General features: G+C 48.0%; 13 protein-coding genes. 7 read left to right on the top strand and 6 right to left on the bottom strand.

What is annotated here, in order from left to right:
* Positions 1-77 precede the first annotated feature (77 nt).
* Positions 78-335 (bottom strand): YolD-like family protein, encoded by a 258-nt coding sequence (locus ACFVQB_RS03735; RefSeq protein WP_076291006.1) that lies wholly within the window; start codon positions 333-335, stop codon positions 78-80.
* Between the two features lie 272 nt (positions 336-607).
* Between ACFVQB_RS03735 and ACFVQB_RS03730 the strand changes: the two genes are divergently transcribed.
* Entirely contained in the window at positions 608-1726 is a 1119-nt protein-coding gene (locus ACFVQB_RS03730; RefSeq protein ID WP_379435062.1) for a GGDEF domain-containing protein, read from the top strand.
* A 94-nt stretch (positions 1727-1820) separates the two neighbouring features.
* Here ACFVQB_RS03730 and ACFVQB_RS03725 read toward each other — a convergent pair whose 3' ends face one another.
* Both ACFVQB_RS03725 and ACFVQB_RS03720 read right to left on the bottom strand, forming a co-directional pair.
* Positions 1821-2342 carry a hypothetical protein gene (locus tag ACFVQB_RS03725; RefSeq protein WP_379435061.1) on the bottom strand — a complete coding sequence of 174 codons (522 nt, stop codon included), beginning with the start codon at positions 2340-2342 and terminating at the stop codon, positions 1821-1823.
* A gap of 119 nt (positions 2343-2461) precedes the next feature.
* Positions 2462-2638, bottom strand: coding sequence for a hypothetical protein (locus ACFVQB_RS03720; RefSeq protein WP_379435060.1), 177 nt, complete (start codon positions 2636-2638; stop codon positions 2462-2464).
* Positions 2639-2899: 261 nt separating this feature from the next.
* Here ACFVQB_RS03720 and ACFVQB_RS03715 point away from each other — a divergent pair, with 261 nt between their 5' ends.
* The 6 genes from ACFVQB_RS03715 to mnhG are packed head-to-tail and all read left to right on the top strand — an operon-like array spanning position 2900 to position 8808.
* Positions 2900-5854, top strand: a complete 2955-nt coding sequence (locus ACFVQB_RS03715; RefSeq protein WP_379436284.1) for a Na+/H+ antiporter subunit A — start codon at positions 2900-2902, stop codon at positions 5852-5854.
* A 1-nt stretch (position 5855) separates the two neighbouring features.
* Positions 5856-6194 carry a Na(+)/H(+) antiporter subunit C gene (locus ACFVQB_RS03710; RefSeq protein ID WP_024631879.1) on the top strand — a complete coding sequence of 113 codons (339 nt, stop codon included), beginning with the start codon at positions 5856-5858 and terminating at the stop codon, positions 6192-6194.
* Positions 6187-7665, top strand: a complete 1479-nt coding sequence (locus ACFVQB_RS03705) for a Na+/H+ antiporter subunit D (protein ID WP_379435059.1) — start codon at positions 6187-6189, stop codon at positions 7663-7665. Before ACFVQB_RS03710 ends, ACFVQB_RS03705 begins: the two co-directional genes overlap by 8 nt.
* A gap of 6 nt (positions 7666-7671) precedes the next feature.
* Positions 7672-8148 carry a Na+/H+ antiporter subunit E gene (locus tag ACFVQB_RS03700; RefSeq protein WP_163753178.1) on the top strand — a complete coding sequence of 159 codons (477 nt, stop codon included), beginning with the start codon at positions 7672-7674 and terminating at the stop codon, positions 8146-8148.
* A complete protein-coding gene (locus ACFVQB_RS03695) occupies positions 8148-8432 on the top strand; it encodes a Na(+)/H(+) antiporter subunit F1 (RefSeq protein ID WP_053782045.1) in 285 nt (94 codons plus the stop codon). Before ACFVQB_RS03700 ends, ACFVQB_RS03695 begins: the two co-directional genes overlap by 1 nt.
* Entirely contained in the window at positions 8416-8808 is a 393-nt protein-coding gene (gene mnhG / locus ACFVQB_RS03690; protein ID WP_379435058.1) for a monovalent cation/H(+) antiporter subunit G, read from the top strand. Before ACFVQB_RS03695 ends, mnhG begins: the two co-directional genes overlap by 17 nt.
* A gap of 139 nt (positions 8809-8947) precedes the next feature.
* On the opposite strand, the gene ACFVQB_RS03685 is transcribed toward mnhG, so the two are convergent.
* The 3 genes from ACFVQB_RS03685 to ACFVQB_RS03675 form a co-directional block, all read right to left on the bottom strand.
* Positions 8948-10120, bottom strand: coding sequence for a rhamnogalacturonan acetylesterase (locus ACFVQB_RS03685; RefSeq protein WP_379435057.1), 1173 nt, complete (start codon positions 10118-10120; stop codon positions 8948-8950).
* A gap of 40 nt (positions 10121-10160) precedes the next feature.
* Positions 10161-11180, bottom strand: a complete 1020-nt coding sequence (locus ACFVQB_RS03680) for an alpha/beta hydrolase family protein (RefSeq protein ID WP_379435056.1) — start codon at positions 11178-11180, stop codon at positions 10161-10163.
* A 439-nt stretch (positions 11181-11619) separates the two neighbouring features.
* Positions 11620-13869: an MMPL family transporter gene (locus tag ACFVQB_RS03675; protein ID WP_379435055.1), complete on the bottom strand. Its 2250-nt coding sequence runs from the start codon at positions 13867-13869 to the stop codon at positions 11620-11622.
* Between the last annotated feature and the right edge of the window lie 37 nt (positions 13870-13906).

Genomic DNA, 13906 nt, shown 5'->3' with positions numbered 1-13906 from the left:
GTATGGGTTATCTTATGCAGGGAGATCAGATTTGACAGGGCGGATGCCCTATTTCAAATCCTGTTTATCATTTTTGTTTAGTACCGTGGTGAATCAATACGCATAATATCCAGGAACGGCACTTTGGCCGTAAATTCTTCCTCTGTATACTCTACATGCACTAGCCGGGTACGCGAGTCCAACTTCACAATGACCCCATGAACCTGATCTTCCTTGCCCCATACGGTCAGCAACACTTCCGAACGTTCATGAAACGCCTCCACCAGTTGGTTCCCTAGCTCTTCCAGTTCAAACTCGTCCCGGGTAGGTCTTTTTGCAACTTTTGCTTTTGCCAATGTAGCGGCCTCCTCTATAGCTAATCCGACGTCCCGAATCCACGGGTTATTTGCCGAGGTCATATTTAATTAGTATACCATTCATTCACCTTCGTGTAATGCCATGTCACAGAAATCAAGCAAAGAATTCATCGATGATAACACGTTATAAGATGTCAGATAAGTTTTCATTTACAAATTAAATGATTTGCGTTTCGCACAATGTGTTTTATAATCAGGTAATACGAGAGCAGCGTCTGTCGTATCATTATGATGCAGTCAGCGGTGATATATTGAAGAGTCCCCATTCACACAACAACCATATCCCAACCGAGTACGAATTCAAGCATTCCAAATGGATCAAAAAAATGCTTCGCGCTTACTGGGTCGTCGTTTTAACGCATGTTGTCATTCAAATAGGCTGCTTTCTGTTTCTCGATTATGATCGCACTCCAGAAGATTTCATGATCTATGTTTTATTTTGGCCTACATTAGCCAGCGCTTTAGCTATTCTGATCGCCAGTTGGGTAGAACGCCGTTTCGTTTCATTTTCCTTCTATTCCATGTCCATGGCCAGCACAGTCATTGCCTGGACTATCATTCATGTCAATTACGATATTCGGATCATCCTGGCCATTTGTCTGTTGCCGATCTTCGCTTCGGTTCTGTTCTTCAGCAAGAAAAGAGTATGGACGGTATGCCTCATGCAGATGATTGGTTATGTCATCGTGCTCTGCGATCCAGCCTATCGGCTGTACTTATCTTCGTTTGACATGGTTTCCATTCCGGCTTTTCTCATTGTAGGTACATATGTTGCGCAATTAATTGTTACGAGCGGCGTCGAGGTACTGGATGATCTTCAGGCCAGTATGCTTGCCAAGCAGGATCTGATTGTGCGAAACGCAATTATGACCAAGCAGTCCAAAACAGACGGGTTAACCAATCTGTATAATCAAAGCTCCTTTAAGGACTATTATGAAAAAGCGTTTGAGTATGCCACTAATGGCATGAGTCTTCATCTGGCTCTGATTGATATTGACAACTTCAAGTCAATTAATGATACATATGGGCATCGGGTGGGAGACGCCATTCTGGAGCGAGTCTCTCAGGTCATTCAGGAGAACATCACATCAAGCGATATTGCGGCGCGTTATGGTGGAGAAGAATTTGCACTGTTAATGTTTGAGCAACCTTTCGAGCAGGCATATGCCTTGGTGGAGCAGATCCGTAAGAAGATCGCCCGTCTTGTTCATCTGGAGCTTGAAGGCGCTTATATTACGGTAAGTGTCGGTCTCAAAAGCTACAGCAGCCATCTGTCCAAGGACAAGCTGTTTGAGGAAGTGGATGCGTGTCTGTATGCCGCCAAACGAACGGGGAAAAATAAAACGATGACGTCCCTTGATCTGGTCTAGTCCTCCAAAAAACGCAAAAAGTAGTGCTGCTCACCGGGAAGCCGGCTGTTCAGCACTACTTTTTTTACCGATAATCCTCACTCCGAATATTGGTTCACTCTGCCCATTCCCAGCGATGTGTATTTTGTTCCAACTTCGGATGGAGCTTAACGGGCTCCCCATCAATAATCAGACGCACTTCCTTAATCCAATCTTTGAATGAGTCAAATGATGCGAACTGATTCGCCATCTCCACTGTGAGATACAAGAAATGGGGAGAAGGATATTCTTCTGCCATATGACGCAGGGCTGCTTCGATCGGCGTATACTTCTTTCGCTTACCTTCCCAGCCTTCGACCCGTATGCGGGAGGAAGCATGCTCCCTTCTCCAGTCATGAAGGCGGTCTTCCCTTTTGTAAAAAGGCTGCACACCATCCTTGCTCATTCGCTTCACCGTATTCTCATGCAGGGGATAAAGCACAAGTTGCACAAAAGAACGTGTGTCCGCAATAGCAGCGGCACGTTCAAGCTGCTCATTCGTTACGTGCTCAAATGAATCATAGAAAATCAGCGTGCCTTTCCGGGTAGCCGGGGGCGGTTCATAACCATAGGGTACATTGGTATATTTTCCAGACATCTCATCGCTCCTTACCTGTATGCTAAACAGTTACCTGCTACTTAATATTATATTATTCTCTAACGGTGTTCTTCCATTCTGAATAGAAAGTCATTCTATTTTTGCCAGCACGTTTCGATTCATACAGCGCCTCCAATGCTGCAACCAATATGAATTCGCTCATATTCGATAATAAACGACTTATTCAGGTTCTGGATGATATCTTCTGCATAGGTACGAGCTTCTTCTCTTGGATTGCTTCCCACAGAGCAGAGCATAATGAGGAACTCATCTCCGCCCAGGACACTTTCCTCCACTTCTCGGATTCATGAATTCAACCCATGAGAAAGTGGGTAAGCTATCTTGGATTATCGGAAATAATGTCTTTTTTCATTATACACATCCATACAATATGGGGACGCTATTTGTACCGTGTTTCTTCCATTCAAAGATTAGTCACGATTCTGTATATACATACTTGGGTTATGAATATAGAGAGCAAGCATGCTCAAAGAGCCATATGGGCACTGTTTGCCGCAACTAAGAGCATTAGAAATTCAGTCATTGGGGGTGTAATGTTGAGCCTGCTTCATGTTGCTGTGATTCTGCCTTTTGCCGCTGGTATTGTACTTGCCATGCTGCATCGTTTCTTCCGTAAAATACATATGGGATGGCTGGTTTTACTTGTCCCGGCCCTATTATTTGTTTATTTTGCGAGCCTCGTACCTGCCGTGTCTCAGCGGATCACGGTATCCGGGTATATCCCGTGGATTCCGTCACTGGACATTGGATTTAATCTATATCTGGATGGTCTAAGTTTGCTGCTGACATTGTTAATCACCGGCGTAGGAACGCTGGTAGTGCTCTACTCTATTTTCTACATGGATACCAAAGAAGCCCTAAACCGCTTTTACTTGTATCTGCTGATGTTTATGGGAGCCATGCTTGGCGTGGTGCTGTCGGATAATATGATTGTGTTGTATGGATTCTGGGAGTTGACCAGTATTACGTCCTTTCTCCTGATCGCTTTTCACTACAAACGCAAAGCGTCCACCTCAGGCGCACAGAAGTCGTTCCTCATTACCGTATTTGGCGGATTCGCCATGCTTGCCGGATTCATGCTGATGTATCTCATGACGGGCACATTCAGCATCCGAGCAACCATTACGGAATGGGGACAGATTCAGGACAGTGCACTATTCTTGCCTGCTCTTGTGCTAATTCTGATCGGGGCTTTTACAAAATCGGCGCAGTTCCCGTTCCACATCTGGCTGCCTGACGCCATGGAAGCTCCAACTCCGGTTAGCGCCTATCTGCATTCGGCGACCATGGTCAAGGCGGGACTGTATGTTGTAGCCCGGTTTACACCCATCTTTGGTGGACAGGGATTATGGTTCTGGCTTGTTACCGGAGTTGGACTGCTCACCCTGTGTTATGGATCATTCCTTGCCGTGAAAAAAAATGACCTTAAGGCCATACTTGCCTATTCTACCATCTCACAGCTTGGTCTGATCATGTCCCTGCTCGGCGTTGGCTCGGCGGCCATCTATTTCGGATATGGCGAATCCTCCGCGATGTACACGGTTGCCATTACGGCAGCACTGCTTCATCTGTTCAATCACGCTACCTTCAAGGCGGCACTGTTCATGGTTGTTGGCATTGTGGATCATGAGACAGGCACGCGGGATATAAGGAAACTCGGCGGACTTGCTTCATTTATGCCTGTAACCTTTACGGTAGCGCTCGTCGGAGCACTCGCCATGGCCGGAATTCCGCCGTTTAACGGATTTCTGAGCAAGGAGTTGTTCTTCCAGGCTATGGTGGAAGTGACACACCTCCACATCTTTGGACTCGGTTCATGGAGTGTACTCTTGCCTGTCTTCGCCTGGCTCGCAAGTGTGTTCACACTGATCTATGCGCTTATTATTGTGTTCAAAACGTTCCTTGGCCGCACGCGCAGCGAGCTTCCTGCCGAGAAGCTGCATGAAGCTCCCGTCGGCATGTTGATTCCTCCGGTTATTCTCGGGATTCTTGTGATCATATTTGGTCTATTCCCGAATCTGCTGGCTGGATCATTAATTGAACCGGCGATGGCTGCTGTACTTCCATCGCTGCTGACCGGAAATGAGCACTTTGATGTTCATTTCTCCCTGTGGCATGGCATTACACCGGAATTAATCATGACCATCGGTGTTATCGCCATCGGTATTACCTTGTACAAACTGCTGCCGCGCTGGAGAACGATTTACGAGCACTATCCTCAAGGGTTAACGATAAACAATATGTATCATGTCGTACTCGATAATCTCCAGCATTATGCACGTAAATGGACGGAAGCCTATATGAATGGCTCGGTTCGTAATTATCTGGTATATATTTTCTCGTTCACCGTTGCATTGCTGGTTTATGCCTTTTTCCGATCAGGAGAAAACATCACCTGGAATTTCAAGGGCAACGCCCCCTTTTCTTTCTATGAAGCTATACTGCTCGTCGCACTGATTGCGGCAGCGGTTTCGATCCCTTTTGCCAAGAACAGACTATCCGCAGTCATTATGACAGGTGCAGTGGGTTACCTCGTCACTTTACTGTTCGTGCTGTTCCGAGCGCCGGATCTGGCATTAACTCAGATGATTGTTGAAACGGTATCCGTTGCCCTGTTCCTGCTCTGCTTCTACCATCTGCCTGAGTTGCAACGGGGAAAATCAAGCCGACGCTATCTTCGTGTGAATATGATTGTTGCCATTGCTGTAGGCGTGGTCATGACCTTTGTGGCATTAGCTGCGAGCGGAACCGCGTCACTGGAGAGCATTTCCGACTTTTTCATTCAGGAAAGTTACAATCTGGCTGGCGGCAAAAATGTCGTCAACGTGTTGCTGGTGGACTTCCGTGGTTTCGATACCCTACTGGAGATTATGGTACTTGGGGTAGCTTCATTGTCCATCTACTCCATGATTAATCTGAATCTCGAAGCGAGGGACCTTGGCGCTAGACTGAAATTCCGCAAGAAAGAACAGACTGAAGAAACCGATGAAGAAACGGATGACAACGCGGACAATACGAAAAAGTATGGCAACCGTGAACGGAGCTCATCAACCTGGGATACCGTACCACTCCAAAGCAACGATGTATTGTTGCAAACGACAACCAAGGTTGTTGTCTTTATCATTCTAACCTTTGCACTGCATCTGTTCTTCGCAGGACATCATAACCCGGGTGGCGGCTTCATTGGCGGCTTGGTAACGGCAGCTGGCCTGGTTTTAATTGCGCTGGCATTCAGTACAGATACCGTACGCAAAGCGTTACCTATCGATTTTCGTACTTTGACGGCCATCGGGCTGGGGATTGCCTTATTGACTGGAGCAGGCTCGTTTTTGTTCGGCGTACCCTTCCTCAGTCAGACCTTTGGTTATTTCGATCTTCCAATACTTGGAGAGACGGAACTTGCAACCGCGATGCTGTTTGACCTCGGCGTATATCTCGCCGTCCTGGGAGTCACCATGAATATCATTCTACAGATCGGGGAGGATCGCTGATATGGAAATATTGATGTGTGTGGCCGTTGGCATTTTGTTTGCAGTCGCCGTCTTTTTAATCTTATCGCGGAGCCTGCTCCGGATCGTGCTCGGCATGTCCATACTCACTCACGGGGTTCATCTGCTGCTGATTACGATGTCCCGTCTCAAAACTGGAGCTCCACCGCTGCTTGGGGAGCAGGCTGAACGCTACGTCGATCCACTTCCCCAGGCCCTGATATTAACATCCATTGTCATTAATTTCGGACTTACCGCCTTTTTCTTTGTACTTTCCTATCGTTCGTATCTGAAGCTGAAAACAGACGATATGGAAGAAGTAAGGGGGCGTCCGTATGAATAATCTCGTTGTTTTACCCATTCTGCTGCCACTGATTACCGGGGTTATAGCCCTTCTATTTTTCCGACGGATAAGCATCCAGCGGGTTGTGAGTGTCATTGGCCTTTTGCTGACGGCAGCCGCTTCCACTGTGCTAATTACCCAGGTGACACAGTCCGGGATAAAGACGCTCAATATGGGAGGTTGGGAACCGCCCTACGGTATTGTACTTGTTGCAGATATGGTATCGGCATTGCTTGTCGTGGCCGCTTCGATCATTGCACTGGCGTGTCTGCTCTATGCCTTCCGCAGTGTCAATAAGGAACGGGAAGAGCATCATTTTTACCCGTTCTTTCATTTCCTGATTGCAGGGGTGAACGGTTCGTTTCTTACCGGAGACCTGTTTAACCTGTTTGTTTGCTTTGAACTGATGCTCATCTCTTCTTATGCACTGATTGTATTGGGAGGTACGGAAAGACAATTACGGGAAACAATCAAGTATGTCTTGATTAACATTGTCTCTTCTGCACTATTTGTAGCGTCCATTGGTTTTCTCTACTCTATTACTGGCACATTAAATATGGCTGACTTGTCCAATCGGATCGCAGAAGTCGGACAGAGTGGAGTCATCACTCTAATCGCTGTCCTCTTCCTGATTGTATTCAGTATCAAGGCCGGATTGTTCCTTTTCTTCTGGTTATCCGGCTCTTACGCGGCCCCTCCGGCAGTCGTCACCGCACTATTTGCTGGTTTGCTGACCAAAGTTGGCCTGTACGCCATTGTGCGAACATTCACACTGATTTTCTATCATGATCCGGATTTCTTCCATGCCCTTATCGGCTGGATGGCTGGAGCGACCATGGTACTCGGGGTAATCGGGGCCATTTCCTATCGTGATGTCAATAAAATTCTGATCTATAACGTGATTGCTGGGGTAGGTTTTGTAGCCTTCGGCATGGCCGCAGCAAGTCGTCCGTCACTGGAAGGACTGCTCTTCTACATGCTGCATGATATGCTCATCAAAACACTGCTATTCCTGCTCGGGGGCGCTCTGATTGCGGTCGCAGGCACCTCCAAACTCGACAATATGGGTGGGCTGATCCACCGCTATCCACTGCTTGGCTGGATGTTCTTCATCAGTGCACTTGCCCTGGCAGGCATTCCGCCGTTCAGTGGATTTCCTGGGAAATTGTTGCTGTTCGAAGGCGGGTTACAGGCTGGCTTGTACGGTCTGACAGGCATTGCCGTCCTTTCGAGCCTGCTGATGTTATATTCGGTACTGCGCATTTTCATACAGGCGTTCTGGGGTGAACCGCCAGCAGGCGCAGTGAGAAGACCTTATGCCGTGAACGGCCTGCTCATCCCTGCCGGAATTCTGTTTGTGTTCATCATCGCGATGGGTGTGGGGGCTGAGGGCATGTTCCAACTGACCTCCCGCGCAGGCGACATTCTGCTGCATCCCAATGTATATATTGATGCAGTGTTGAAGGAGTAGATGCGTATGGCCTTTCAGATTGTGCTGAATCTGATCATTGCCTTTGTATGGATGTTTCTGAACAATGCGTGGAATGGTGTTGGCTTTCTCACGGGTTATCTGCTGGGTCTGCTGCTGATTGGGAGCATGCGACGGTTCTTTCCGCAACGCTTCTATATTGTTCGTGTCTGGGCGATCATCAAGCTGATTGCCTTATTGTTCAAGGAGCTGGTACGGGCCAGTATTGAAGTTATTCGCCAGATTGTGAAGCCGAAACTTGATATTCGGCCCGGCATATTTACCTACCAGACACAGCTGTCCTCCGACTGGGAGGTTACACTCCTGTGCCTGCTCATCTCGTTAACGCCAGGTTCCCTGCCACTTGAAATTTCAGGAAATCAACGCAAATTATTTATTCACGCGCTGGATATCAAAGACGAACAGAAAATGAGTGATGATATCAAAAATACGTTCGAAAAAGCCATTATGGAGGTGACACGATAATGTTATCCTCACTGTTGTTCATTTCCTTGCTCATTCTCTCCCTGGCGATTCTGGGTTGTCTGTACCGGGTGCTGCGGGGACCCTCCATGGCCGACCGGATTACGGCACTGGATACGATCGGTATTAACGTCATTGCCATCGTTGCTGTTCTATCCATGATGCTTCATACCCAAGCTTATCTGGATATCATTCTGTTGATTGGCATTCTCGCTTTTCTAAGCACAGTTGCATTTGCACGATATATTGAACGGGGGGCGGTATTCAAAAATGAAGGAGATCGTTGATGGAACCGCCGGTATTGTCATTGGGCTCATTGTCTTGCTGGGAGCACTACTGAGCGCATTTAGCGCGTTCGGACTGATTCGACTGCCAGATGTATATTTACGGGCGCATGCCGCCACCAAAAGCACTACACTCGGCGTACTTTGTGTGCTGAGCGGAACGTTTTTCTTCTTCTGGTATTACGATAACTATATCAGTGCCCGTGTATTGCTTGGCATTGTCTTTGTATTTATCACAGCACCTGTAGCCGGACATCTCAACGGACGGGCTGCCTATCGCACAGACGTACCACTATGGGAACAGAGTGTGCAGGATGAACTTGAACCGCTCTTGAAAGGTAAAAAGGTCAACCACGAGGCCAAGGATATGATGGAATAGTCACTTGGTCTTACAATCAGATACCCCCGGGACATGCCGCACATTACGTGGCCGTCCCGGGGGTATTTTTGGTTTATACAATTCAGTTTGTCCAATCTATGTTCGTGGAGCAGTGGAGCCAAGCTTTATTTTAACCAGATCAAAATCCATCCAGTCCCTGTCTTCTCAGATCAGCAGCAACGATTCGTGCAAGCTGAGTAGCACCTTCACGATTCGGATGAAGCGTATCTCCTGTCATATAAAAGGCCAGTGTTGCAGCCGGCCCAATCGAAGTGAAATAAGCCGAACTGAGTTTGTTCAGTTCCACAAGCGTTACGCCTTCTTCCTGAGCCAGTGTACGTGTAGATGCATTATACCAGCGATTCTCCGCAGTATGCACATTCGCTGAATTGAAATCAGTTGCCCGCCCCTGAGGCGTCGATAGAATGACGGTGGCTCCTTTATTTTTGGCCTGACGGACCATGTCACGCATGATCTCTTTGAATTCCGCCTCCGTTGTATTGTTCTTGGCATTGGTATCATTAATCCCTAATTGCAAAATAAAGTAGTCTCCTGGCTTAATATACTTCAGAATCGCTTCCATCTGTCCATCATCGCGGAAGCCTCTTGCAAATTGACCACTAGAGGCCATATTGCGAACCTGAAATGTACTGGTATTCACATAGGAAGGAAATAGCTGTCCCCAGCCACCCTGTACGCTGCTGCTGAGCGGATAGTAATTGCAGACCGTCGAATCGCCGCCAATATAGATCGTACGGTTCGTCACGGTCTGATTTGATATTTTCCGAATTTCAAGTGCGCTGAGTGTAAATGCCGTGCCTACCTTCCCTTCCGTTACCAACAGATTTAACTGTCCATCCGTCACCGGAATTTGGAATTGATCGGTTGCCCCGTTACCCATCATATTGATGATCTGGTATACACCTTCTGCCGCCACACTCGATCTGGCTGTATTGCCCAACACCACTTTGACCTCATAGAGACCATTGGACAGATCTACATTAAACGTATTCGTACTTTTCGTGCCAAAGGTGACAAACTGTACAGCATCGCTTGCAACACCTGTTCCAGAGGCAGTGACATTACGCATATTGGCAGGTGTATTGAATCCATAACCTTTCGCTGAAGTGTAGGTCTCCGTTGCCGATACACCTGTGTAACCGCTCTCAACTGCACCAGCACCAAAATCAAATTTGTACTCATTCGCCGCAGCTTCGGCGACCCGTCCGCCATTAGCTGCCACAGCCCCCCCAATCAGACTAGTCAACAGGGTAAGACAGAGCAAATACCGCACGGATTTTGACCATTTCATAACTAAACTCTCCTCTCAAAGGTTCATTTGTATGATTGCCTTACAGAACATTATCAAGCCAGCCATAGGCCTTCGCTCCACTGATTTCATGGCCACCTGTAAAAAAGTCTGCATCAAGCCATTTCTGCGCTCCCGCCTGTTCATAGATCTCTGTCAATCGTGCATAGGCTTCTTTTGCTGTTGGCAGCGGAAATACCTGATCTTCACTTCCGGCTTCAATAAATAGCGGCCTTGGTGCGATCAGACCCATGATATCCGGCAGCTCTGCTTCCCTTAAAATACCTGGAATATAATTGTCGAGACAATGATTTCTGTCCAATATGCTGCCGTGGAATGTACTTGCGTAACCGCTCACGACAGCCGCACGGCATCGTTCATCCAATGCAGCAGTGAATGCCGTCACGAGTCCGCCACCCGAGATGCCCATGCTGCCGATACGTGCTGGATCAGCTTCAGGACGGGTGGTTACGTAATCCAGCACACGCATCGTTTCATAGATTCGGTGCCCGGCCAGGGTCTGCCCTGTCATGAGCAGATGGGCGGCAATTTTGGTACAGGAGCTTGCGCCGGGTGGTGCATCTCGATCCTCCTCCAGCCTTCGGTCACCAAATCCAAGCAATTCAGGAGCGGCAACCACATATCCACGCTGTACAAGAGCGACGGCAAAGTCTTTATGCAACCCTGGCTCTCCTCTGCGCGGTGAACCGTCGGGTTCCATGCCGGAGATCTCCCGGCTGCCATACCCGTGTCCATGACAGGCTATAATGGCTGGGCGCGATTCTTTGGTAGCGCTAACCGAATTGGGTATCAACATATAAATGGGTATGCGCAACCCCGCATAGGTCGTAATCTCAACCCGCTCCCGGATGTAGCCGTCACATGAGGTGCGTTCGAGCAATACGGGATTCAGCTCCGCCGCCACGGATGGGAAACCGCCCAGCCGATCTATAATCCGTGTTCGCAACTGGCTGCGCCATTGCTCAAGGGATTGACCCGTCTGATACGCAGAACGTCCACGCGGGCTTGTTTGTTTTTGCAGATAAGATTCAATATCCGACATTACCGTTCATTCCTCCTGTGGATTCAAATTATATATAAATTGAACTAAAGAACATTTACACTTGCCACTCCGATGACAGAACAACCTTCCGATCGCTGTTATCCCCAGATTTTTTTGGATTCCCTTCAAAGGGGAGAATCCGGGGATAAAGGCGAGGTGTATGCTTCCGATGCAGCTTTCTTTCAGAAAGCTTATAGTTCCACTTCTTCAGGTTCTTTCTGTCCTCTCCGTTCTCGTGTAAATGTTTTGTTCAATTTAAATAGATGTATTTAAAAATTTATGTTGGACTTGTCCAATCTATTATAAATCACCGTCCAGCCCGTGAATTGAACATTATTGCCTGTTTTGGTCTGCATTCACACTTTTTTGATGAAAAAAAGGATGTTCTCGCATACCTGATCTTCAGGCTCCGAAAACATCCTTCTTACTGGCTGGCCTTCTATTCCCTGTGCCCTGGTAGCCACCAGTTCCATCTGCCCATCAGTTTCATGAGTGCAGGTACCAGCACCAAGCGGATAATGGTTACATCAATGAACACCGCAGATGTAATTCCGATTCCTAGCTGTTTTACACCCGCCACGTCAGCAAAGGCAAAAGGTATAGTCACTGCCAGCAGAATCGCCGCCGCCGATGTAATCAGACGTCCGGTTGAAGCCAATCCTTGTTGTACGGCCAGATTACTATCCCCTGTTCGTCTGTATACCTCCTGGATGCGGGTCAACATAAAAACGCCATAGTCCATCGAAATACCAAAGACAAGCCCGGCAATGAAAACGGGAATCATGATAGCAATGGCAGATGGCTCCATGCCAAAATGACCCTGATTGAAGACCAAAACGAGCACGCCGAATGAAGCAGCCAAGCTGAGCAGATTCATCAGAATGGCTTTAATTGGGATGAGAAGTGACCGGAATGCTGCGAGTAATACCATATAATTCGATACCACAACAAACACCAGCACTTTGGGCAGTTGGCTTGAGACTTCTTGCATAATTTCATGTTGTTCAACTGCCTCTCCCCCATAACGCAGTGGTATGGAGAAATTGGAGTCAGCGACGTCCTTCGCGCTCATCTGTTTGAGCCAGGATGCAGCCTCATCTGAGTCTGGTGCTCCGTGAATGGTAGCCACCATACGAATGGCGTGGTCGGACACATATGAACGGAGCCATGAAGGCTGCTCAGATTTGGTTTCTTTCAGCGCTTCAGGCAGAGATGGTGATGGAATGTTCATTTGAAATTGGCTTAAAGAAGAGAGCTTGTCTGGCAGCATGATCCCCCATGCGGATTCAACAGCCATCACATTCGAATCCTGCTGAAGCTCTCGCATTTTATTTAAGGCAATTCGCCAGTGGGATGCAGTCAACGGCTCTGCCGTTCCACCAATTACAATCTCTACAGCAGAGGTGTTCTTTTGTCCAAAAATGCTCTGGATCTGCTCAGTCGCTTGGCGAGACTCCATTCTGTCAGGCAAGGAAGAAGCATCCGGGATGGCGATCTCTAACCGGACAACCGGTAGAACAAAAAGAAGCAGCGCACCTGTTCCGAGCAGCGCCATCCGGACCGGCCGTTTCATAATCATGCCTGACCAAAATACCCAGATCGAGCGTGACTGCAATGTTTGTTGGCGCTGCCCCTGCTCTGAAGAGATGGAATGCCCGGAATGTTGTCTAAAGATTCGCACAGAATATAGGGATAGAATTGCTGGCAGCAGTGTTATATTCAGCAGGACCGATATGACGAGCACGAGAATGGCTCCAAGGGATACACTCAGGAACATCGGCAGTCTAATCCAGAGTAGACCAAGCAGTCCTAACAGCACACAAGCAGCAGAAAAGAATACGGCTCTTCCCGCTGTACGCAGCAATCTCTGGAGTACTTCCTCGTTCCCCGTACCTGCTTCTTCACTATTCTGAAAACGCTGGAGTTCCTCCCTGTATCTGCTGAGAATAATCAGGGCAAAGTCTATGCTGAGCGCCATTCCTACCATCGGAATAACGTTAATCACAAAGTTGGAAAGCGCCAGATGGTAACCCATCAGGGATGTAACCCCCATTGCCGTTATGACACCGGATACTCCCATAATGACTGCAATCAGCGCTGCATAAAGACCTCTGAACGCAAAACACAAAATGACGAAGGCAAGCGGTAATCCCACAATCTCTGCCCGTTCCAAATCGCGAAAACTGAGACGATTTACATCTTGCTGGACAACAGATTTCCCTGTTATTCGGATCGTTCCAGGGCCGTCTGCTGTAAGCACGGAACGCAGCTGTTCAAGCGGCGGACCCATTTGGTGAGGAGGGACATCAAACGCCAGTAAAGCATAGGCCACATCCTCCCGCAGCATCCGGCTTCCACGTGCTTCTAGCGGAGAGATTATGGACGTTACACCTGACAGCGTGCGTACCTGTTGCAGACGATCTTTAATCCAGCCTCGGAATTCGGCGAGGGTAGAGCCTGTCTTTTTTTCAAATAGAAGAATAACCGGATCAGCAGGAACATGGAACTCTTCTTCCAGAATAAGCTCTACAGCATGAGCATCTCCCTGGTCCAAATTCAATCCATGATCCTGAACAATGCCAGGCAATTTCCATGCCCAGACGGCTGACATCCCGATGACAAACACCCAGCAGAGAATGATGAATCGTGGATATCGGCTAATGAGGACAGCAAGGCTGCGATAACCCATACCCAAGCTCCTCTGCTATCAGATTGGTAATTCCGTT

The organism is Paenibacillus sp. NPDC057886 (assembly GCF_042796655.1).
Lineage (GTDB): Bacteria > Bacillota > Bacilli > Paenibacillales > Paenibacillaceae > Paenibacillus.
This window is presented reverse-complemented; position numbering and strand designations above follow the sequence as displayed.

What these genes read in the sequence shown, in the direction of transcription:
- ACFVQB_RS03680 (WP_379435056.1), bottom strand. Translation starts at nt 11,180, where the DNA reads ATGTCGGATATTGAATCTTATCTGCAAAAACAAACAAGCCCGCGTGGA.
- ACFVQB_RS03685 (WP_379435057.1), bottom strand. Translation starts at nt 10,120, where the DNA reads ATGAAATGGTCAAAATCCGTGCGGTATTTGCTCTGTCTTACCCTGTTG.
- ACFVQB_RS03675 (WP_379435055.1), bottom strand. Translation starts at nt 13,869, where the DNA reads ATGGGTTATCGCAGCCTTGCTGTCCTCATTAGCCGATATCCACGATTC.
- ACFVQB_RS03710 (WP_024631879.1), top strand. Translation starts at nt 5,856, where the DNA reads ATGGAAATATTGATGTGTGTGGCCGTTGGCATTTTGTTTGCAGTCGCC.
- ACFVQB_RS03695 (WP_053782045.1), top strand. Translation starts at nt 8,148, where the DNA reads ATGTTATCCTCACTGTTGTTCATTTCCTTGCTCATTCTCTCCCTGGCG.
- ACFVQB_RS03705 (WP_379435059.1), top strand. Translation starts at nt 6,187, where the DNA reads ATGAATAATCTCGTTGTTTTACCCATTCTGCTGCCACTGATTACCGGG.
- ACFVQB_RS03700 (WP_163753178.1), top strand. Translation starts at nt 7,672, where the DNA reads ATGGCCTTTCAGATTGTGCTGAATCTGATCATTGCCTTTGTATGGATG.
- mnhG (WP_379435058.1), top strand. Translation starts at nt 8,416, where the DNA reads ATGAAGGAGATCGTTGATGGAACCGCCGGTATTGTCATTGGGCTCATT.
- ACFVQB_RS03725 (WP_379435061.1), bottom strand. Translation starts at nt 2,342, where the DNA reads ATGTCTGGAAAATATACCAATGTACCCTATGGTTATGAACCGCCCCCG.